Source organism: Vibrio sp. RE88, assembly GCF_013113835.1.
GTDB lineage: Bacteria > Pseudomonadota > Gammaproteobacteria > Enterobacterales > Vibrionaceae > Vibrio.
This window is the reverse complement of the sequence record NZ_VTYQ01000001.1, coordinates 305,186-327,339: the sequence shown is the minus strand read 5'-3', so window position 1 is coordinate 327,339 and position 22,154 is coordinate 305,186. Positions and strand designations below refer to the sequence as shown.

Below are 22,154 nucleotides of genomic sequence, written 5' to 3'. Positions count from 1 at the left end.
TCGTTCACCAAGAAACCAAGGGCAGCCAAAGAGCCAGGACAATTAAGACTTAACTCCCTAGAAAGTATAACAAATGACTCTCTAGCTCTTTTATTTAAAGCTGCTAATTGAACTAGTTCCGTTTATCGGTTCCCAAGTTAAGCCACTATTTAAATACTCATGTGTATCATTAGAATACAAATTTTATACCTCCCATCATTCTGTTAATAAAGCAAAGCGATTGACTGTCACTTTATAAGAGCCCTTACATAGCCTTACAAAGCCATACAATACTCACTGCGGTTTTAAATTAAGCTGTTCTTCTTCGATGAACAGATTTTGTACGTTCCTAGAATTCAAATTTCTTCAAGAAAATACTTATCTTACTAGCACTATTGCGCTACGTTCATCTAGAAGTTATAAAAATGTTAATTAGGTGGATCAGATTACCGCATTCGATACCTTCTTGTTGTAGCGTATTGAGAGTTCATACGCCCACTTAAGTAGCACTTCGCATCATAGGATGCATATCTAAGATGTTCATGAACGAACGAGGAAACACAACACTTTTAGGATGGTATAGGCACAGAAAAAGTACACTGAGTGGGGAGATAAACCAATGTATAAAAATGATGCTATTGCAAGTCTAAAACAATACAACAAACTGGATGAGGTTGAAGTAGAACCCGGAGATGTGCTGATATTCAAAGTCTTCCCTGGGTGGGCGTTTGGTCAAGTCGAACTCGGAATTACATGGGGACAAAAGCTTCTGCATAAGAAGTCAGCAGATGAAAAGTTCGGGATAAAACTTCAAGGTTCATCAACGTCTGAACATGCAGCCATTGGTTTATCAAATCGCTTATTAGCAGAAGCTGCAGCAGAAGTTCACGACACCGATGAGATACCAAACAATGCCGCTATTGTATTTAAATGCAAAAACAAAGAATTAGCTAAGGGTGCTGTGGCAGTGACTAAGGCACTCTGCAGAATTGATGTTGATACAAGACCTAAAAATCGAAATATTCTTGATGGTAATTATGACATGGGTGGCGCCATAAAATCGTTGTCTCAGGAAAGAGCCTTTAAGTCGACTACCAATCAGTTTATCGAAGACATCATCAGTTTCGTTTATGGTAGCAGTGACGTTATCCCTAATATGTTTTGTTCTCAGCTAGCCGTCGCGGCATATGAGAGTGCGTCAGTTGCCTTGTATGGCAAAACTTGTTTTGGCTCAGATCCTAGAGGTGTCACACCTAAATACTTGGAACACCTTCTCAATACTAGCGGGAATTTTTACCTCGCCGGAAGGCTAAAAATCCCCGCTCTCATTCTTCACACTCACAAAGTGATAAAAAAATATGAGCATGCTAGAAAATGGAAGCAAAGCAGCGAATCTATAGAACTGGTGGAGATATTGGAAGAGGCATGGAGTCTGCAAGCACAGGAAAGAAAAGGGTTTGGGAGACTATTGCATATTTATGAGACGTATTTTGGGCTTAATGTAAAAAGTGAATTCAGGCACGAAATGCTTTCACTGACTCCTGAATATCTAGAGGATTATCCAGCAGTCAAAGCGCTACACATGAAGCCCAAAAGAAATGGTCGCTTGTACAATATGGTTTTCCAAGAGATCGCGCCGTTAGAATATTTCTTGTGATAATTGCGATTGTTCAGTGCTAAATTGGTGCTAATCTCCAAGGTAACAATAAGGGCGTAACCATTAATTGGTTACGCCCTTTTTTTGAACAGATAAAACCAACTAACTTCAGTCGCTAATTCGCATAAGTGGGTGGTTACTTACGCTTTACCCTTCACTCCACAGCCTTTAATCACTAGCTGGGTGATAAATTCAGCGGCTTGTTGGTAATCGCCATTATCCAGCGTGTCTTTCTGCATAACGTTACAGATCTGCCAGCTGAAATCTGCGTAAGTCTGCGTCGCTGCCCAGATGGTGAACATCAGGTGGTGTGCAGGGACTTTATCCATCAACCCTTCTTCACTCCAGGTCGCGAACTTATCCAAAATCATCTGTGACTGCTTAAACAGCTCTTGCCCGATGTCTTCTGGCAGCACCTTAGCTCCTGACATCACTTCATTAGCGAACACTTTAGACGCGTGTGGGTGGTCGCGCGAAATACGCAGCTTAGCTTCAATGTATTGAGTTAAGGCTTCGACTGGGTCGTCGAGTTCTTCAATCGGGCGAGAGGCTTCCAGTAACGGCTGAGTCACCGTCTGGAGCACAGCATAGTAGAGCTTGTCTTTACTGCTGAAGTAGTAGAACACATTAGGTTTAGGGATATCTGCGGCTTTTGCAATATCCGCCATCTTTGTCGCTGCGTAGCCGTGGGTGGCAAATTGTTCACTCGCGACATCGATAATCAATCCCTGATTTTTCTGCCTGATACGAGACATTGTTATTCCCTATACATCTGGTGTAACGACATACTAAACAATATGTTAAGAGAGACAAAGTGGTGAGGATAAAAAATCCCGAAGTAAGCACACCAGGAGCCTGCAATATGGAGCCCGAGGAAGGTGTAACTCCAACCTGCTGTCTTACGACGGGAACGCGTATAAAAGGAGACGAAAAACTACGCGATTTAGTAATGAATCATTTAGGAGCAGCGACTACGGATTCAAGCCATGAGAGAATCAGCAGGACCGCTACACCATGGAACGATGCGGGAGAGGAACCCACATCGTCCCGACAGGAATTAGTCCCTGATTGAGTGGCCTGAGCGTTTCTCAATCGCTTTAATCAGCGCAGAGTGATCCCAGTTCTGACCGCCCATTGCTGCACAATCTTCAAACAGCTCCTGAGCATTTGCGGTGTTTGGTAGTGCTACATCCAACTCTTTAGCGCCAGTCAGCGCAAGGTCTAGATCTTTCTGGTGCAATGTAATCTTAAAGCCTGGGTCGAATGTGCCTTCCACCATGCGCTCGCCGTGCACTTCAAGAATCTTAGAATTAGCAAAGCCGCCAAGCAGTGCCTGACGTACACGCGCTGGATCGGCACCCGCTTTTGATGCAAACACTAAAGCTTCAGATACCGCTTCGATGTTCAACGCAACAATGATTTGGTTAGCGACTTTACACGTCTGACCCGCACCATTTTCACCGACTAGCGTGATGTTTTTACCCATCACCTCGAACAGTGGACGCGCTTTATCAAACGCTGATTGCTCACCACCAACCATGATGCTCAGTGACGCATTAATAGCACCCACTTCACCGCCTGATACTGGTGCATCTAGATATTGCGCGCCGCTTTCGTTGACACGTGCCGCAATCGCCTTGGTGGCGATTGGTGAAATCGAACTCATATCGATAACCAGCTTGCCTGCTGCGCCACTTTCGTTTAGGCCAGCTTCAACACCGTTCTCGCCGAACAGTACGTCTTCCACCTGCGGTGTGTTTGGCACCATCAGGATAATTGCGTCCGCCAGACGAGTCGCTTCTGCTGGTGAATGACAAACCAACGCACCAGCTTCAACAAGTTCAACCGGTGGCGGGTTGAAGTGATCAGTCAACACAATGTCGTGACCCGCTTTTTGCAGGTTGATCGCCATTGGCTTACCCATGATACCTGTACCGATAAATGCAATTTTCATAATATGTTCTCCGTAACGTTAACCGCACTTAGCGGTATAGGTTTAGCCAATCTAAGCCTTCAGTTGTGGTGGTTTTTGGCTTGTATTCACAGCCCACCCAACCTTGGTAACCCAATTCATCCAGATGTTTGAGGACAAATGGGTAGTTAATCTCACCAGTTCCCGGTTCATGACGGCCCGGGTTGTCCGCCAGCTGCACGTGGGCGATCTGGCCAATGTTGGCACTCATGGTTGGCGCTAAATCCCCTTCCATGATCTGCATGTGGTAGATGTCGTACTGAATGAACAGGTTGTCACTGCCCACTTCTTTAATCACTGCTTTGGCCTGCTCAGTAGTGTTGAGGAAAAAGCCCGGAATATCACGAGTGTTAATCGCTTCAATTACCAGCCTTAGCCCCGCTTCCTGCAATGCTTGAGCGGCGTATCTGAGGTTAATGACAAAGGCTGCATGCGCATCCTGTTGGCTGACACCAGCAGGCGTAATCCCCGCCAGACAGTTGACCTGCGTGTTACCCAGCACCTTGGCGTACTGAATGGCTAACGCAACGCCTGACTGAAACTCTTCGATGCGTGACGGGTCACACGCAATGCCGCGGTCGCCAGCATCCCAATCACCCGCCGGAAGGTTGAACAGCACCTGTGTCAGGTTGTTTTGCTCCAGCTTCTGTTTGATTTGCTCAGCATCAAATGCGTAAGGGAAGAGGTATTCCACACCGCTGAATCCAGCCTGAGCAGCAGCGTCAAAGCGCTCAAGGAAATCAACCTCGGTAAATAACATGGATAAATTTGCAGCAAACTTTGCCATAGTGATGTCCTTTTTCTTGCAGCCCTTTCGGGCTGCTTCAGTATTTTGCGATAAACAGATTATTGATTGGCTAGCGCGGTTGGTGCGTCGTCGATGCTGTCTGCCAGAGATTCAAACTCGTTGATGGCATCAATCTCTACACCCATAGAAATGTTGGTCACGCGCTCAAGAATCACTTCCACCACAACAGGTACTTTGTGTTTGTTCATCAGCTCTTTCGCTTGTGCAAACGCGGCCTGCATCTGTTCTGGGTCAGTTACACGAATAGCTTTACAACCTAAACCTTCAACCACGGTCACGTGGTCAACACCGTAGCCGTCAAGCTCTGGCGCATTTTGGTTTTCAAACGCCAACTGAACACAGTAGTCGATATCGAACTGGCGCTGTGCCTGACGAATCAAACCTAGATAGGAGTTGTTCACCAATACGTGGATGTATGGCAGGTTGAACTGAGCGCCTACCGCTAATTCTTCAATCATGAACTGGAAGTCGTAGTCTCCCGAGATTGCCACGATGTCGCGGTTTGGATCCGCGGCACGTACGCCTAGAGCTGCTGGTGTTGTCCAGCCAAGCGGACCTGCTTGACCACAGTTGATCCAGTGGCGTGGTTTATAAACGTGAAGGAACTGCGCCGCTGCAATCTGAGACAAACCGATAGTGCTGACGTAACAAGTATCGCGGCCAAAGGCTTTGTTCATCTCTTCATAAACACGCATTGGTTTGATTGGCGCATCAGTGTAGTGCGTCTTACGCAGCATGCTCGATTTACGCTGCTGACACTCTGCCACCCATGCGCCACGATTAGGTAGTTTGCCAGCATCACGCCACTCACGAGCGACTTCAACCAGCAATTCCAGCGCTGCTTTGGCGTCAGAAACAATTCCAAGATCCGGACAGAACACGCGGCCAATTTGAGTTGGTTCAATATCGACGTGAACAAACTTGCGGCCCTTGGTGTAGACATCCAGTGAACCAGTGTGGCGGTTGGCCCAACGGTTACCAATACCGAACACGAAATCCGATTCCAGCATAGTCGCGTTGCCATAGCGGTGCGCAGTCTGCAAGCCCACCATACCGGCCATCAGTTCGTGGTCATCCGCAATGGAACCCCAGCCCATCAAGGTTGGGATAACAGGCACGCCAGTAATTTCAGCGAACTGTTGTAGTAGCTCTTCCGCACCAGCGTTGATTACGCCGCCACCTGAAACGATGACTGGGTTTTGTGACTCACACATCATCGCCATCGCTTTCTCAACCTGCGCACGTGTCGCTTTTGGTTGATACGCTTCTAGCGGCTCATAGGTGTCGATGTCGAATTCAATTTCTGTTAACTGAACATCAAGTGGCAGGTCAATTAGAACCGGACCCGGACGACCAGAACGCATTAGGTGGAATGCCTGCTGGAAAGCACGCGGCACCTGAGCGGGCTCTAGAACCGTCGTCGCCCATTTGGTGACTGGTTTCGCAATGGATTCAATATCCACCGCCTGAAAATCTTCTTTGTGTAGACGGGCTCTTGGTGCCTGACCCGTAATACATAAGATTGGAATGGAATCCGCCGACGCTGAATACAGGCCAGTGATCATGTCTGTCCCTGCTGGGCCAGATGTACCGATACAGACACCAATGTTGTCTTGATTAGTACGGGTGTAACCCTCCGCCATGTGCGATGCACCTTCCACATGTCGTGCTAACACATGATCAATACCACCGAGCTTTTTCATTGCCGCGTACATAGGGTTGATGGCAGCGCCTGGAACGCCGAAGGCAATGTCTACGCCTTCCTTTTTCAATACTTCTACCGCTGCTTCGATTGCCTTCATCTTTGCCATGCGAACCTCCATTTCAATTGTATACAATCCAAAGACACTTTGTGTACTATGAATCAATTTCTAAATATAGCAACCCCCATTTGCAACATTTTTTCAACATAGAACATTTACCCTAAGTGGTTGCTAACCCCATAACACAAAGAAATCATTACTTTACATAAAATATCTTTACGTAAAAATAATTTCCCAGACGAGCAAATGAAAAATAAATGTTAAATACCCTTTGATTGTTTACAAATTTTCCCATATAAGTATTCGTGTAAATAATTTTTGTACACAAAATCGATCAATATTGTTTAAAGGAGACGAACAATGAATTTGAACGATCTAGCCGAAAGAGAAGAAACTGCCTGTCTGGAGGTTGTCGGTCATACAGACAACCCAGGCTATAAGGAGATTCTGTCAGATGAAGCCCTTTCTTTTCTGACAGTATTGGTAAACCGATTTGGCGCCCGTCGTGACGCTTTGCTGCAAGCACGCGAGGAACAGCAAAAGCAATACGATGCGGGTGCATTGCCAGATTTCAGAACTGACACTCAGGCGATTCGTGATGACAAATCATGGAAAGTGGCAACACCACCGCCAGAGCTATTGGATCGCCGAGTAGAAATTACCGGTCCGGTAGACAGAAAAATGGTTATCAACGCGCTGAACTCCGGCGCGAAAGTCTTTATGTGCTGCTTTGAAGATGCTTCTTCACCGACATGGGAAAACATGGTCGAAGGGCAAATCAACCTCAGAGACGCCAACGCAGGCACCATCAGCTACTTTGACGACAAAAAAAATAAGCAATATGAGCTGAATGCTAACCCTGCCCTACTGATCGCTCGTCCACGCGGCCTGCACCTGCCAGAGCAATCAATCCAATTCAATCAACAAGCGATTCCGGGCTGTTTAATGGACTTCGCTTTGTACTTCTATCACAACTATCAGACCCGAGCGCAACAAGGTCTGGGCGTTTACTACTACATTCCTAAGCTAGAAAGCATGGAAGAAGCAAAATGGTGGGATGACGTATTTGCTTTCACTGAAGATCACTTCGGCGTGGCACGTGGCACCATCCGCGCAACCGTACTGATTGAAACACTGCCAGCAGTATTCCAAATGGAAGAGATGCTCTATGCCATGCGCGATCATATCGTGGCGATGAACTGCGGCCGCTGGGATTACATTTTCAGCTACATAAAAACGTTGAAAAACCATCCAGATCGCATCCTACCAGATCGTCATGTGGTTGGTATGGATAAAGAGTTCCTCAATGCTTACAGTCAGTTACTCGTCAGAACCTGCCACCAGCGTGGTGCGCTGGCAATGGGTGGTATGTCGGCCTTTATTCCTGCCAAAGACCCGCAGGAGATGGAACGCGTCACCGCTAAAGTGATTGAAGATAAAGAACGTGAATCACGCAATGGTCACGATGGCACTTGGGTCGCTCACCCTGCTTTAGTCGACTTGGCGATGTCTGTGTTTGATAAAAACCTTGAAGGCAAAGTCAATCAGCTCGATTTCGTCAGCCCTACGCACGAGATTGGCGCTGACCTGCTGCTTAAACCGTGTGAAGGCTCGCGTGACGAAGCTGGCGTGCGCAAGAACATTCGCATTGCCCTCTACTACATTGAGGCATGGATTCAGGGCTCAGGTTGTGTACCTATCTATGGTCTGATGGAAGACGCAGCGACGGCAGAAATCTCTCGCGCGAACATCTGGCAATGGATTCATCACGGCGTGACGCTGGATGACGGCCAGACCTTCAACAAAGAATTATTCCACACGTGGTTGTATCAGGAACTCGACACTATCAAACAGGAAGTGGGTGAGGCTCGCTATGCGGCAGGCCGCTTTGAACAAACTGCTGACCTTTTCTATAAGTTGTCTACTGCAGAAGAGTTCGCCACCTTCCTGACCTTACCTAGTTACGAGCTTCTGCAAGGAGCCGCGTAAACAAAAAATCAGGAGATAACATGGGAAGTTTAACTCTAGAACAAGCACTAGCCGTCATTGACGGTACTTTTCAGGCTGGACAAAAGAGCCAAAGCGCCCCTCTGACGGTCGCTGTACTCGACAGCGGAGGAAAGCTGATTACGTTGCAGCGACAAGATGGCAGTAGCATGATGCGGCCAGACATCGCAATCGCAAAAGCCTGGGGTGCTCTCGCGCTCGGCTGCTCCTCCAGAAAGCTCGCTCAAGACGCAGACAACCGCCCCGCGTTTATCTCCGCCGTAAACGTTCTGGCGCACGGTAATATGGTCCCCGTTCCCGGTGGCTTACTGATCCGTGATGCTGAGCAGAACATCCTCGGCGCGGTCGGTGTCAGTGGAGATATCTCTGACCTCGACGAAAGCTGTGCCCTGCGTGGTATTACTCACGCCGACTTGTTCTGTGATGAGAACGCGGCATAACCCTTCATCAAAAGCGGCTCCGGCCGCTTTTTTATTACAGTTAACGGCCCAACACGGGCAGTTCTGTCAACATTTCCTGAAGTAAATCCGAAAACGCATCAATAACAGGCTGTTTGCGCTCATTAGCAATGTCATCAGGCCGCTGGATCACGCCGTACTGATAGCGAGGCAAGTCCAAGATAGGCAGTGCTCGAATCTTGTGATTGTCCATCCCTTTGAGCATGGTGCTGTTGGCAATCGACACGCCAATCCCTTCCGCCACCAGTGAACAGGCGACATCGACAGAGTGCGCTTCAACAACGATTTCCGGAAATAGATTACTGCGAGTAAACCAGTTCATCACATCATGACGAGTACTGCTCTTACGTCCGATCATGACCAGTTTCTGATCGCGCAAGTTGTCAGCATTAACAGAGTGGAATGCCTCGAACTCGTGGCCCTCGGGAAACACACACATCGCAATCCCTGAATCCAGTGCCGTGGAGCGAAACTTAGAATGATTGCTGATGCGGGTAAACCCAACATCGGCCTGACCGGAATAGACGCTTTCTTCAATCGACTGATAATGGCTTGAAAACAATTCAACCGACACGTCAGGAAATAGCGCCACCAGCTGCTTGATAAGTTTGGGGGCCAGTGACTTGGCAAAGGTATAAGGCATCGCAATCTTGAATACTTGCTTCGCTTTGCGTCCCCTTTTGATTTCCGACGCCTGACTCTGGAGCTGTTCCATACCCTCTAAAACGTGCAGTGCGTTTGATAACAAATTGAGCGATTCGGGCTTAATTTTCAATCGTCCTCTGTCTCGTTCAAAGAGATCCAGATCAAGCTCCTTTTCCAGCTGAGCCAACATTCGACTCACACCAGATTGAGATAAGTTCAACTGCTCTGCCGCCAGACTGGTTGTCCCAGCTTGGCTGATGGCTTTAAGCGCCCGAAGTTGTTTCGCCGTTATATTCATCTGGTTCCATTTAAACAAGTCACTTGTGTCATACATCTATGACTAATTGTCATTGAATTGAAAACCCTAACACAAAAAAATATGTTGCAGAAATGTTGTAGGATAGAATGTGACGAAATGGAGATTTAAAGTGAGTGAAGCGATATCACCAGCTCAACAAAATGTTACTGAACAACCCAAGAAGAAAGGTAACTTAAACCCTGTAATCATCCTGCTGTCTGTCGTTGTGGTAGCAGTACTGATGACCTATTTTTTCGATTCCGGACAGTTTGAACGTAACGGCAAACTGATCATTCCCGGCACCTACCAAGTGCTGGAAAAAGACGTCTCCCCACTCAACCTGATTGGTATTTACCCTCAAGAAGGCGAAGCTCAAACCGTCAGTTTGCTTGATGCGTTAGTCAGTATTCCTCAAGCCATCACCAAACAAGCTGGCATGATTTTCATGGTGCTGTTTATCGGCGGCATGTTTGGCGTACTCGACAAAGTGGGCGCCATTGAAACAGGCCTTGAGCGCACACTTTCTGCCACCCGCGGTAACGTCTACTTATTGGTACCGATCCTGATGGTGGTGTTTTCCATGGGCAGTACCTTCATGGGGATGGCGAAGGAGTTCTTGCTCGTGATACCTATGGTCGTTGCCATGGCAACAAGACTGGGGCTGTCAAAAATTATCGGTCTGGCGATTGTCACCATTCCGGTTAAAGTCGGTTACTTAGCCTCGATCACTAACCCTTATGCCCTATCCGTCGCTCAGCCACTGGTTGATGTGCCGATATTCAGCGGTATGGGGATGCGTATTTTCGTTTACGTGGTACTGATGATCATCGGTGTGGCGTACGTGCTACACAGTATTCGCAAAGAAGCGCGCACAACGGAAATCGTCGCACAATGGGACAACAAACCTCTGCCGGTTCGCCATACGCTTGTACTGACGGTTCTTGGACTGGGCATCGCTTTTCTGGTCTATGCTTCACAAACGTGGAAGTGGAAATACAACGAGTTATCAGCCTATTACATCTCGCTTGGTGTGATTTTCGCAGTCATCGGTGGCTTGTCAGCCAATGACACCATCAACGCTTTCATCAGCGGTATGAAAAAGGTTCTCATAGCAGGCGTATTGATCGGGCTCGCCACCTCTGTCGCCATTGTCCTTGCACAAGGTAAAGTGCTGGATACCATCATCTACCACTTAGCCGGAGTCATCGGTGAAGGCCAACCAACGCTTGCCGCTTATGGCATGTTCTTCTCTCAGTTGGTCATCGACGTGGCGATTCCATCCACCTCTGGGCAAGCCGCCGTCACCATGCCAATCCTTGGCCCACTCGGACAGCTTTCCGGTGTCGACCCACATACCACGGTACTGGCCTTCCTGATGGGTAACGGGGCGACAAACATCATTACACCGACTTCCAGCGGACTACTGATCTTCCTTGCGACGGCGCAAGTCGGATGGGGGCAATGGGCGAGATACATCTTCCCATTCTTCCTCATCACCATTGCGTGTGCTCTGGTATTCCTATCCATCAGCCTACACGTTTACCCCTAAGGACATCTCATGAAAGCAGTAACAGATGTCAAAATCCGTACGCGAGACGGAGAAACACTCGCGACCGATATTTACTTTCCAACCAACGGTGAAGGCCCGTGGCCCGTGGTGATGGAGCGAACGCCTTACGACAAAACGGCGCCTTCTCGTTCTGAAGTCACGTTGCAAGGGCATAAGGTCTCACGAGAAGAAATGGCGCAGGCGTTCGTTGATAAAGGTTTTGTGTGTGTCTTTCAGGACTGTCGCGGACGTTATCAGTCCAGCGGCACCTTTACCAAGTACATCAACGAAGCGGAAGATGGCTACGATACGTGTGCATGGCTAGTTGAGCAGTCTTGGTGCAATGGAAAAATAGGTACCATGGGGCTGTCTTACGCCGCCCACACTCAACTGGCACTGGCGTGTCTCAATCCTCCGGGGCTAGCCAGTATGGTGCTGGATTCAGGCGGTTTCTCCAACGCCTATCAGTGCGGTATTCGTCAGGGAGGAGCGTTTGAGCTCAAGCAGGCGACATGGGCCTATCGCCAAGCACTGGTGAGCCCCAAGGCCGAGCAAGATCCTGTGGCGAAAAAAGCGCTGGAGCAGGAAGACATTCGCGAGTGGTTTAAGTACTTACCGTGGAAAGCCGGACAGTCGCCATTACGCCATGTGCCTGAATATGAAGCGTATTTGCTTGAGCAATGGAAACAGGGCAGTTTCAGTGATTTCTGGAAAAAGTCCGGCATCTACGCGCTTGATAGCTATCAGAACATTGCTGATATTCCGGTGTTGCTCATGTCGAGCTGGTACGACGTATACGTTAAAAGTACGCTGGAAAACTACACGGTGCTGAGAGAAAAGAATCGCTCCCAGACTGCACTGATCATGGGCCCGTGGCTACATGGAGACCGAAATACCACACATAGCGGTGACGTAGAGTTCGGTCAGGACGCCTCATTTGACGACAACATTGACAGCAACTGGTTGGATTTTCGCGTGAAGTGGTTCCAGCGCTGGCTGCTCATTGATGACAGCCATACGTTTGCCAACGTGCAGGTGTTCCAAATGGGCGGCGGCTCAGGTGAAAAAAACCAACTGGGCAGGCTCAAGCACGGAGGCCAGTGGCTAAGCAGTGATCGCTGGCCAATGAAAAACACCGAAGCTCAGAACTGGTATCTGCACCGACAGGGCCAGCTGACCCAGCAAGCACCGGTCACAGACGATCACATCAGCTATCTGGCCGATCCGAGCAACCCAGTCCCCACTATTGGCGGTGCGTTAACCTCGGGTAAGCCAGTGTTTGAAGGTGGTGCGTACGATCAACGTGAAGATGCTCGCTTTTACGGTACCAAAGGCAACCATCTCCCCCTTGCCGCACGTTCGGATGTGTTGGTGTTTGAGACCGAACCACTCGCTGAAGATTTGGTTGTGTCAGGAAAAGTATCGGCGAAACTGTTTATTGAATCCGACGCACCGGATACGGATTTCACCATCAAACTGGTGGACGTTTATCCGCCAAGCGAGGACTACCCGCAAGGCTTCGCGATGAACATCTCCGATGGCATCTTTCGTTGTCGCTACCACAAAAGCTGGCAACAGCCAGAGCAGCTTCGCCGTGGAGTGATTTACGAAGTTGAGGTTGAAGCGTTTGCCACTCAGAATTGCTTCGCGCAGGGACACAAACTGCGATTGGACATTGCCAGCAGCAATTTCCCTAAGTTTGACGTCAACCCCAACAGCGGTGAAGCCGAAGGTGAGGCGTATACCAAACAAGTGGCCAAAAACACCATTCACTGTAGCCAAAGCCATGCATCTATGTTGACCTTGGAGATACTCCCTAGCTAGAAAACTAAGCCCCTATTTTAGTAGGGGCTCTATTCACACTTTCGGCAACTCTTACCCATGGTCGAAACACGCTGATTTCAGTTTCTAAATGCATTTCAGATACTTACCACCATCAACAAAGTTTATCTTTGATAGATTAAAATACTCATTATCTATCAGTAAGTTACCAGACATTGATTTCGTTACTGGGTTAAATATTAGTTAACCTAGGTTAAATTTATTTGAATTTTATTGATCGCAAAAACTCGTTCTAATGCGCGTGATTTTTAATCAGCCAGCCTGCTTTATCAGCCTAAAGCTAAGGAGACGTTTTGCGAAAGTCCATTCTTGCCCTGATCTTTTGTTCGCTGCCTGTCTTTGGGGCCGCCGACGATTACCAAAAACTCGCAAACATGTGTATCGCTTGCCACGGCAGTGACAACAACACTGCGTTTCCTTCTATCCCTAACCTGAAATGGCAGAACAAGCTCTACCTGACCAAACAGCTCTCCGACTTCAAAAACGGCCAGCGTCAGGATGCCACCATGACCAAAGTCGCCCAGTTACTGTCTGAAGAGGATATCGAAAAGCTGGCCGATTACTTTTACACCCTGAACCATCAAGAGTAACCCCATGAGTTTAGATAGAAGACAATTTCTCAAGGCGGCCCTTTCCGCCACCGCCGTATCTGCGTTACCTGTATCTTGGGTGTTTGCTGCTAATCGACCGGAAAACGTTGCGGTTTTGGATATCAGCGCACTGACGTGGGCCAAAGCGGAAGATCTGCCGGATTACTACACGGTACTCAACACGAATCCGCTCAATGCTTATCCGCCAGAAAGCATGCTCGCGCCTCCTGTCACACCAGCAGGAGTGCCTTTTGTGCGTTGGAATGGCCAAATGCCGGATTTTTCTCAAATCAACCCAGAGACCTGGACATTTGAAGTGGAGGGAGAGTCGGTCAAGCAAAGCAAGACATACACCATTGCTGAGCTCAAATCTAAATTCAAACATCACACCCAAAGTCTGGTATTGGAGTGCGGCGGTAACAGCCGCAATAACTTCTACCCTAGCACCAAGGGTAATCAGTGGAATAACGCTGGCGTGTACTGCGCAGAATGGACAGGCGTACTGCTTAGTGATGTGCTCAAAGACTGTGGTATCAAAGATGATGCGGTCTACACGGGCAACCATGGCTTTGACAAACACTTGAGCGGCAAAGGCGAAGCCATCTCGCGTGGCGTGCCTATCAAAGCCGCGATGAACGACAACGCACTGATCGCGTGGGCCATGAACGGCGAGCCAATTCCTTATTTGCATGGTTACCCGCTACGCGTCGTCTTTGCGGGCCGACCAGCTTCCGTCTCACAAAAGTGCGCCACTGGGATCAGCATCCGCAACCAAATCCACGATGGCCACAAAATGGCGGCCCCAGCTTATCAGGTACCAAAATACCCGATCGCTCCCGGAGAAAAGGTCGAAAACAAAGACTTTCGCATTATCGAGGAGATGATCGTCAAATCACTGATCACCTCACCTAAAAGCGGCACTGAGTTTGCTCTGGGTAAAACCGTCACTGTCAGCGGCCATGCCTGGGCAGGCATGAGGAGCGTGGAGAAGCTTCAGGTGAGCTATGACTATGGCACGACATGGCATAACGCTAAACTGGAGAAACCCGTCAACAAAGGCGCATGGCAACAATGGCAAGCCGATTTGGAACTGCCAATGGCGGGTTACTATGAGATCTGGGCTAAAGCAACGGACAGCGAAGGCGACAGCCAGCCCGTCGTCCAGCCGCAATGGAACCCTAAAGGTTATCTGTTCAACGGTTGTCATCGCATTGCCATCAGGGTGTCGTGATGAAAAGGTCCACAGGTAAATCTCGTGCGATGTTTATCGCCTCACTGCTGGCATTATCTGCACTCAGTGTGCAAGCGGAAGACGAAGCCAAGCTGACACCGGAGCAGAAATACGGTGTCGATAAAGCTTCTGGGCTGATCATGGCACCGGGGTGGGAGTTGGTGAATGGTCAATGTAACGCCTGCCACACGAGTCTTATTGTGGCTCAGAACAGCGGTGATAAGGAGCAATGGCGAGAAACGATTCAGTGGATGGTGGACACGCAAGGGCTGTGGGATCTGTCAGACACTTGGGATCCGGTACTCGACTACCTCAGTACCTATTATCAGGACAAGGGCATCGATATGAACAAGTATCGCCGTAAGCCGATTGAAAGTGCTTTGATGCCGCCAATGCGGGGAGAAACGCAATGACACGCTCAATGTTTCACGCGCTTTGCCTGACAGGTGTATCTGCGCTCTGCATCGCAGTACTGTCTGCTTGTTCAGAGGAGCCAGCAGCTCCGACACAACCATCAGACGCACTGTCGGTCGAGAAACCATCCGATGCTGAGCAGCCATCTGAGGCTATCATCGATATCGCGGCGGGAGAGAGCTTGGTGACCAACCTCTGTAGCCAGTGCCATGGCGACAAAATCATCCCTTTCGTCCAGTCATACCCGAACATCAAAGGGCAAAAGGCGAATTATATCCTTAAGCAGCTACGCGAGTTCAAAACAGATAAGCGTCAGGATCTGTATATGCAGTCGGTGGTTAAATCTTTGTCCGATCAGGACATGCAGAACGTCGCCGCCTTCTATAGCACGTTAGAGCCGCTCGATCTTTACGATAAAAGCAAAGATTACCGTCAGGCGGATAAAGAAAGTTCTGACAGTCAACAAGATAAGTAAAGTTAGGTAAGACTGACCCGATGGGCGCCAACTGTAGCGCCCATCGGGTCATGATTTGAGGTTATTCGAACTGAGTCTGCCAACCTTTGAGGATCTGATTAATCTGGTGCTTCTGGTTCGAGTTCATGCCTTTTACCAGTTTTTGCTGCACTTCAGCATGCTCTTCAATGATTTTATCAATCAAGGTAAAACCTTCATCCGTCAGTTGCACAGTGACACTGCGTCGGTCTTCTTTACTGTGCTCACGCACAATCAGGCTTTTAGACTCTAATTTATCCAGACGATTGGTCATCGCACCAGAAGTCAGCATCATTGAATCAATTAATTCAGAAGGGGTCAGGCGGAATGGTGAGCCACTGCGGCGTAAGGTCGCCAGTACATCAAACTCACCCAGCTTTAAGTCATAACGCTTATGCAATTGCGTGACTTCCGTTTCCATATATTTGGCAATTCTGAGCAGCCTGCCCATGATGGCCATGGGTTCAGTATCTAATTCGGGCTTTTCCTTTGCCCATTGATCGACCACTCTATCTATAGCGTCCATGAACAGATTTCTCCACTAAGAAAATGACGTTTCGAAGTATCTTAACATAAAGATACTTTACAAACAGAACTTTTAGGCGTACATTCACGCAAAAATATCTTAACGTAAAGATAAAAGATTATGAATATATTACTGGCTATGATCCCCGCCTTCTTCTGGGGTACAACATACGCAGTGACACAATATAGTTTGACTGACTGGCCTCCTCTGCTACTTGGAGCCATTCGAGCATTGCCTGCCGGACTATTGTTACTGATGATTAAGCCGTCTCTGCCGAAAAAAGGAGACTGGCAGATTCTCTTCAGTCTTGGACTGATTAACATTGCGACCTTCTTCGGTCTGATTTTTGTTATGGCATTAACACTGCCTTCGGCAATTTCAGGCGTCGGTATGGTGTCGGTACCCGTGTTTGCCATGGTGTATAACTGGGTGGTTAACAAAAACCGTCCCAACTACATTCAGGCGGTCAGCGGTGCAGCACTGGTCGGTTTGGCGTGGATGTTGTTCTCTCCAGGCTCCATCAGCCTCGACCCGATTGGGTTGGGTGCCATGCTGGCTGCCATCATGTGTATTGTTGCTGGTAGTTCTCTGACCAAGTCATTGGGCAACCGCATGCACTGGTGGACAGTGCTGACATGGCAGCTGATTCTCGGTGGCGCGATTTTGTCTGTCGCCGCAGGATTTCAGGCGGTTGTGGATCCGGCGCAATACAGCAACGCACTTGGGAATTTCTCGCTACGTAATGGCTTAGGTTTATTGTGGGTGGTTGGTCTTAACACGGCATTGGGATACGGCATGTACGTGTGGCTGCTGCAACGCATGACGGTGGTGGACTTTACCTTTGGTGGTATTGCCAACCCAATTGCAGGCATCTTAACGGGATTGGTGCTGCTGGGTGAATCCTTTAGCCCATTCCAGTACAGCTTGATGATCGGCATGATTGTGATGTCGCTTCTGCCACAGGCAATACTGGCGCTGAGACAAAACAAGCCGTCGCCAGCACAGTGTAAATCAAGCTGAGTAAATGAAACCGATTGAAAAGGGCCACGTTGATGTGGCCCTTTTTTGTTTAACTGAGTGAGTCAGAAACCGACACCGAGCGCTCTGAAGAGCGCAGGTAATCAATCCACTCTTCGACAGGCAAAGGCTTGGCAAAATAATACCCCTGTGCACATCGGCACCCAATCTGACGCAAAGTATCAACGTGAGACTCGGTTTCTACCCCTTCAGCAATCACCGAAAACTCAAGAATCTGTGCCAGCTTAAGCACAGCTCGGGTGATCTCGTAGTCAACTTTTGAGGAATTCACATCTTCGATAAAACTGCGATCAAGCTTGATGCAATCTGCCGACAGATTTTTGAGTACCGATAGTGACGAGTAACCAGTACCGAAATCGTCAATCGCAATCTTGTAGCCTTTCTCACGCAAGGTCGCAATAGTTCTAACGCAGGTTTCAAAATCACGCATCATGTCGCGTTCTGTGATTTCCAGCAGCAACTGATGCGGCTGGCAGTCGGTGTCATCCAATATCTGTTGCAACTGTTCAGCTAAATCAGTTCGATAGAACAGCCGCGCTGAAAAGTTGATAGAGAACAGCACGCCTTGCAAGTCGATGCCCGCACGCTGCCACTGGGTGATCAGATTCGCGACTTTTCTGAATACCCACTTGTCGATCTCTGTAATTAAATCCGTCTTCTCGGCTACTTCTAAGAATTCAGCCGGCGGTAGCATCCCCAATTTCGGATGATTCCAGCGAACCAGAGCCTCAGCGCCAACAATGGTGTTTGAGTCTAAATCCACCTTGGGCTGGAAATACACCACCAGCTCTTCATTGGCAATCGCTTGACGAAGGCCGATGTTTGTTTCGACCAAGTCCGTCACTTCATGGGTCATCTTATCCGCGTAGACTTTGTATTGATCACGGCCACATCGCTTCGCATGGTACATCGCAGTATCCGCATTACGCACTAGAGTTTCGCCATCCTTACCATGGAGTGGGAATTCACATACGCCAATACTGGTAGACACAAAAATCACGTTGTCTTCAATGTAATACGGCTTGCGCAACGCTTTGTTGATTCGCTCCGCCAAGACTTCACCGTCTTTAAGATTGGCGTCAGAGATGACAATCATAAATTCATCACCACCCATTCTGGCAACAAACCCGGATTGACCAATCAGCTTAGTCAAAATCTCAGAGATATTGACCAGCAAATTATCTCCGGAAGCGTGACCTAGGGAATCGTTGATGGTTTTGAACTCATCGGTATCTAGGTAGAGAAGCACAAACGAAGAACCACGCTTGGTGCTGTTCTCAATTTCACACTCCAACTGTTTCGCCGCCAGCAGACGGTTAGCCAGGCCGGTAAGCGGGTCATGGTGCGCAAGAAAGTCGAAGTTCTTTTTCTCATCATGCAGTTCAAGGTAAGCATCTGATAGACGTGAGGCCATGTTGTTGTAGGCATTTTCTATGTGGCCCCACTCATCCTGACGGCCTAGATCAATAGGCTTCTTAATTGAGTCTGATTCGAGGCGATCAAAGCCGTCTTTCAAATCATCCAGTGGTTTTCGGATGTGACGACGAACCACATGGCTCACCAGAAGTATCGATAACAAAACCGCCGCAACACTCATGGTGACGGCATTGAGCCGCGATGCTTCTATCTCTCTTTCCAACTTTTTGGTCAGCTCAAGCGCCTGATTGAGTACTCGTGCTTCCGTGTTCTCAACCATATTCAGCAGTTGAGTTTGCGCATCCACCAGCGACGCCATCACAATCCAGCGCTGCTCGAGGTTAGCGCGGATACGTCTCAACGCCGCGTTATAGCGTTTCACCGTACGCTTGATACGCTTCTTCTCTGCCACTACTGCTTCTGTTTTGATGTCGACATTTTCCAGATGGAGCAGGAAGATATCGAGCTCTTTTTCGACTTCGATCAGCAACACTTTTTCAGTTTCTGGCGTAATTCGACTGTGAATATCACCGACCATTTTACCGGCAGAAAGAAACGCTTCACGCAGCATGCTCACTAAGTCTAACTCATTGTTATAACGCATAAAGTCAGGCTCATTGATGTGGCGAAGTTTGCTGTCAGCAATGGCCAATTCCAGTTGGTCCAGCTGATCCGCTAAGGTGTCGTCAATCTCATGGGTCTGCTTAAGTATGCGGTTTAACGCTAAAGAACTGCCGAGAAATCGATGGAAACTTTCGATAAATGCATCAATCTTGAGCGAAAACTCCTGATTAGTAGAGAGGTCTCGCAGTCGCTGAAGTTGGAAGTCGACATTGAAAGCTTCTTCCGACAAGGTCGTTTCACTAAACAAAAACGTCTGCTCAAGCAGCTTGACCCGTGAGGTCAGAGCAAATACCCGCCGACTGATTTCTGAATTGACGATCAGATCTGACACATGAGATGTGGTTTCCGTTTTCAGCGTCGACTCAACAGAGTGAAGCGAGCGAATGACCATAAACACTGCGAAACTGACAATCAATAAAGAGAGCAGATTAGAAACAATCAGGCGCTGAGTTAGGTTGATAGGACTGAATTTCATTGCGGCTTCCATATGCTGAGATACGCTTCACGGTAGCCGTTTTGAGGATCATATATCCCTGTATCTTTTTGGCTGATTAACTCTGCAACATTGTCAGGTGTGACAAGGTGAACAGGCGCGGAGTAACCGCTAGGCGGCATGTTATGGAAAGCTCGATTTAGCTCATCAATGATTTGCCAACCTTGCAGATAAAGCGGCTCTGGCACAGTGGCAAGTTGAAAGGAATTATTGTTGATGCGTTTGTAAGCGGCTTTGCTGCCATCCCCAGCAGAGATGTTCTGCGGAACAGGCTTGTTCTCTTCCAAAATCGACTCCAAAGAAGGAATCGCATAGTCAATGTACAAATCATTAATAGCGAGTACATGGGTAATGTCATCACCATGTGTTTCCCACAACTCATCAAGAACAGCAGGCATTTGCTCCGCGATTTTGTCCAGCGGCAATGATTTCAGTTCCAGCACTTCACAAGTAGCGCAGCGTTCAATGGCCGCAACCATGGCATCGGACTTAATCGTCGCAATCTTGTAATTCGGGTCAGTAAATACCAACGCATTGACCAAGCCATTGGAATTAACGATGGCCAGCAAAGCGGCTACTTCCGCAACAGCCAATGGGTCCGTGGTGATGTTCATGAACAGGCCGATATCAGGGTTGCCGCCCGCCAGCTCCGTGGCATGCCAGCCGATCACCGTGATACCTAAGCTTTCAGCCAGCTTGAGAATCTCTTTGTGTCGATGCGCATCAATGCCACCCAGTACGATGGCGTCTGGTTCAAAACCAATCGCCTTTCTTATTGCTGCCCCCTGACGAACCTCTGAACCGAGGCCATCAATGAACCTCAAGTGCCAATCCAAGTGAGAAATGGCCTCAGACATGCCTTTCGCCACCCCATACACACCGCCGTTGCGTAAGTCGGAAGCAACAAAAATGATGTTTCTGTCGTGAACAATTTTAGGGCCAGAACGTGGTCCACCCCATGCCTGATCGCTAGCTATCGCAAGCGCTACTTTATCTTTGGCATAGGTGAAAAAGTCGGTGTCGGTTGTGTCTGCAAATAACGGCATGCTGCAAACAGAGGCGAGCAACAAGCTCGCCAAATTTAAAACTCTATGCATATTAATTATAAAAATATTTAACTCATAATTTTTATATATTTATAATAATGTTAATACACAATCAAAACATTTGGTAACAAGTATGCGATTTCACGTTAATAGAGTATTAGCTCCTCTTCTGGCAAGTGCTCTATGTGCTTCACCTTTTGCTTTTAGCTCAGAGTCTGCCCATGCTCAACAAGACAAAAATAAGCTTGAGACGTTTCAAAAGACGGTCAGCGCTGATCCTTCCCCATTGATGAGTCAATTTGCTGAGAAACCAGTAAGAATCGCGTTGATCTACCCAAGCGCCGACATTTCTGATTTCTGGGTGCGCAACTATACCGCGATGACCAAGCGCCTTGAGGCGTTGGATCTGCCATTTGAAATCGTTCAGTACACGTCTAAGCAAATCGAGCATTCACTGCAAACGCAATATACCGATCAGGTGTTAACTGCATCTAAACCTTACGACTTTGTGATTTTCGGTCCATCTGAACTTGGATTGCAATCAGGTAACATTCAGAAACTGTCGGCTTCCAAAGATTTCAAAACCTTTATCTGGGCATTTCATACACCGGATGCTCAATGGCAGCATCAACCTGATGCATGGTTTGATTTCTCCAGTGCCATGGGCGCAGAGGTGTTGTGTGAACATGCCGTCAAACACTTAGGCAATGAAGTGGATTTTGCCGCTAACCGAGGCATTCCAGGCATCACAGATACCCAGCGCTCTCAAGGGTTTATTGATTGTGTGGAAGAAAAAGGAGACTGGCTAGCGGCCTACGAACATTTCGGTCAATACCAAAAACTCGGCGGCGCGGATGGTGTCCGCTTAGTGCTAGATAATTTCCCTGAAGTCACCATGATTCACAATGCCAATACTGCGATGACGATGGGCGCGGTCGATGCATTGCGAGAGGCGGGAAAATTGTCTGATATCTATGTCACCGGCTGGGGAGGCACTGCCAAGGAAATTGAAAAAATACGCTCTGATGAACTTGATGCGACGCCGATGCGCATGAGCGACGATCTTGGCGTAGCAACAGCTGAAGCCATCAAATTCCATCTGGAAAATCGAGCACAAGAAATCCCACTGATTTATCTTGGCCGCATTACCGTTGTGCATAGCGACATGGACCATACTGAGCTCGATAAACTGACACGTGAAGCCTTTCGATACTCAGGGGCGAATGACTAGAATCATTCCCCATCAATAAGCACAAACGCCATGACATTGTCATGGCGTTTCACTTTACACTGTAAAGCAAGCTC

General features: G+C 48.2%; 19 protein-coding genes. 11 read left to right on the top strand and 8 right to left on the bottom strand.

Features of this window, described 5'->3' with window-relative positions:
* Nucleotides 1–598: 598 nt before the first annotated feature.
* Nucleotides 599–1,636 carry a hypothetical protein gene (locus tag F0265_RS01545; RefSeq protein WP_171747482.1) on the top strand — a complete coding sequence of 346 codons (1,038 nt, stop codon included), beginning with the start codon at nt 599–601 and terminating at the stop codon, nt 1,634–1,636.
* 140 nt (nt 1,637–1,776) lie between these two features.
* On the opposite strand, the gene F0265_RS01540 is transcribed toward F0265_RS01545, so the two are convergent.
* The 4 genes from F0265_RS01540 to gcl form a co-directional block, all read right to left on the bottom strand.
* A complete protein-coding gene (locus F0265_RS01540) occupies nt 1,777–2,391 on the bottom strand; it encodes a TetR/AcrR family transcriptional regulator (protein ID WP_038156877.1) in 615 nt (204 codons plus the stop codon).
* Nucleotides 2,392–2,693: 302 nt separating this feature from the next.
* Nucleotides 2,694–3,593: a 2-hydroxy-3-oxopropionate reductase gene (locus F0265_RS01535; RefSeq protein WP_171340138.1), complete on the bottom strand. Its 900-nt coding sequence runs from the start codon at nt 3,591–3,593 to the stop codon at nt 2,694–2,696.
* A 25-nt stretch (nt 3,594–3,618) separates the two neighbouring features.
* Nucleotides 3,619–4,395: a hydroxypyruvate isomerase gene (gene hyi / locus F0265_RS01530; RefSeq protein WP_006959839.1), complete on the bottom strand. Its 777-nt coding sequence runs from the start codon at nt 4,393–4,395 to the stop codon at nt 3,619–3,621.
* A gap of 59 nt (nt 4,396–4,454) precedes the next feature.
* Nucleotides 4,455–6,227, bottom strand: coding sequence for a glyoxylate carboligase (gene gcl / locus F0265_RS01525; protein ID WP_006959841.1), 1,773 nt, complete (start codon nt 6,225–6,227; stop codon nt 4,455–4,457).
* 312 nt (nt 6,228–6,539) lie between these two features.
* Here gcl and aceB point away from each other — a divergent pair, with 312 nt between their 5' ends.
* Both aceB and F0265_RS01515 read left to right on the top strand, forming a co-directional pair.
* Nucleotides 6,540–8,168: a malate synthase A gene (gene aceB / locus F0265_RS01520; protein ID WP_171747481.1), complete on the top strand. Its 1,629-nt coding sequence runs from the start codon at nt 6,540–6,542 to the stop codon at nt 8,166–8,168.
* Between the two features lie 20 nt (nt 8,169–8,188).
* Nucleotides 8,189–8,626, top strand: coding sequence for a heme-binding protein (locus F0265_RS01515; RefSeq protein WP_006959844.1), 438 nt, complete (start codon nt 8,189–8,191; stop codon nt 8,624–8,626).
* Between the two features lie 40 nt (nt 8,627–8,666).
* Here F0265_RS01515 and F0265_RS01510 read toward each other — a convergent pair whose 3' ends face one another.
* A complete protein-coding gene (locus F0265_RS01510) occupies nt 8,667–9,587 on the bottom strand; it encodes a LysR family transcriptional regulator (protein WP_095559999.1) in 921 nt (306 codons plus the stop codon).
* Nucleotides 9,588–9,696: 109 nt separating this feature from the next.
* On the opposite strand from F0265_RS01510, the gene F0265_RS01505 reads away from it, so the two are divergent.
* The 6 genes from F0265_RS01505 (at nt 9,697) to F0265_RS01480 (ending at nt 15,688) form a co-directional block, all read left to right on the top strand.
* Entirely contained in the window at nt 9,697–11,136 is a 1,440-nt protein-coding gene (locus tag F0265_RS01505) for a YfcC family protein (protein ID WP_345775855.1), read from the top strand.
* A gap of 9 nt (nt 11,137–11,145) precedes the next feature.
* Nucleotides 11,146–12,960, top strand: coding sequence for a CocE/NonD family hydrolase (locus F0265_RS01500; RefSeq protein WP_171747480.1), 1,815 nt, complete (start codon nt 11,146–11,148; stop codon nt 12,958–12,960).
* A gap of 311 nt (nt 12,961–13,271) precedes the next feature.
* Nucleotides 13,272–13,568: a cytochrome c gene (locus F0265_RS01495; RefSeq protein WP_043009704.1), complete on the top strand. Its 297-nt coding sequence runs from the start codon at nt 13,272–13,274 to the stop codon at nt 13,566–13,568.
* Between the two features lie 4 nt (nt 13,569–13,572).
* On the top strand, nt 13,573–14,799 hold the full coding sequence (locus F0265_RS01490) for a molybdopterin-dependent oxidoreductase (protein ID WP_171747479.1): 1,227 nt from the start codon (nt 13,573–13,575) through the stop codon (nt 14,797–14,799).
* Entirely contained in the window at nt 14,799–15,212 is a 414-nt protein-coding gene (locus F0265_RS01485) for a cytochrome C (protein WP_171747478.1), read from the top strand. The genes F0265_RS01490 and F0265_RS01485 overlap by 1 nt, the downstream gene beginning before the upstream one ends.
* The gene (locus F0265_RS01480) at nt 15,209–15,688 is read left to right on the top strand and encodes a cytochrome c (protein WP_171747477.1); all 480 of its coding nucleotides are present in this window, start codon (nt 15,209–15,211) and stop codon (nt 15,686–15,688) included. The genes F0265_RS01485 and F0265_RS01480 overlap by 4 nt, the downstream gene beginning before the upstream one ends.
* 61 nt (nt 15,689–15,749) lie before the next feature.
* Here F0265_RS01480 and F0265_RS01475 read toward each other — a convergent pair whose 3' ends face one another.
* Nucleotides 15,750–16,232, bottom strand: a complete 483-nt coding sequence (locus F0265_RS01475) for a MarR family transcriptional regulator (protein ID WP_006959854.1) — start codon at nt 16,230–16,232, stop codon at nt 15,750–15,752.
* A 120-nt stretch (nt 16,233–16,352) separates the two neighbouring features.
* On the opposite strand from F0265_RS01475, the gene F0265_RS01470 reads away from it, so the two are divergent.
* Nucleotides 16,353–17,252, top strand: a complete 900-nt coding sequence (locus F0265_RS01470) for a DMT family transporter (protein ID WP_171747476.1) — start codon at nt 16,353–16,355, stop codon at nt 17,250–17,252.
* A gap of 49 nt (nt 17,253–17,301) precedes the next feature.
* On the opposite strand, the gene F0265_RS01465 is transcribed toward F0265_RS01470, so the two are convergent.
* Together F0265_RS01465 and F0265_RS01460 are read right to left on the bottom strand one after the other, a co-directional pair.
* The gene (locus F0265_RS01465) at nt 17,302–19,785 is read right to left on the bottom strand and encodes an EAL domain-containing protein (protein WP_171747475.1); all 2,484 of its coding nucleotides are present in this window, start codon (nt 19,783–19,785) and stop codon (nt 17,302–17,304) included.
* On the bottom strand, nt 19,782–20,900 hold the full coding sequence (locus F0265_RS01460) for a substrate-binding domain-containing protein (RefSeq protein WP_171747474.1): 1,119 nt from the start codon (nt 20,898–20,900) through the stop codon (nt 19,782–19,784). Before F0265_RS01460 ends, F0265_RS01465 begins: the two co-directional genes overlap by 4 nt.
* A gap of 82 nt (nt 20,901–20,982) precedes the next feature.
* On the opposite strand from F0265_RS01460, the gene F0265_RS01455 reads away from it, so the two are divergent.
* Nucleotides 20,983–22,080, top strand: coding sequence for a substrate-binding domain-containing protein (locus F0265_RS01455; protein WP_171747473.1), 1,098 nt, complete (start codon nt 20,983–20,985; stop codon nt 22,078–22,080).
* Nucleotides 22,081–22,154 lie beyond the last annotated feature (74 nt).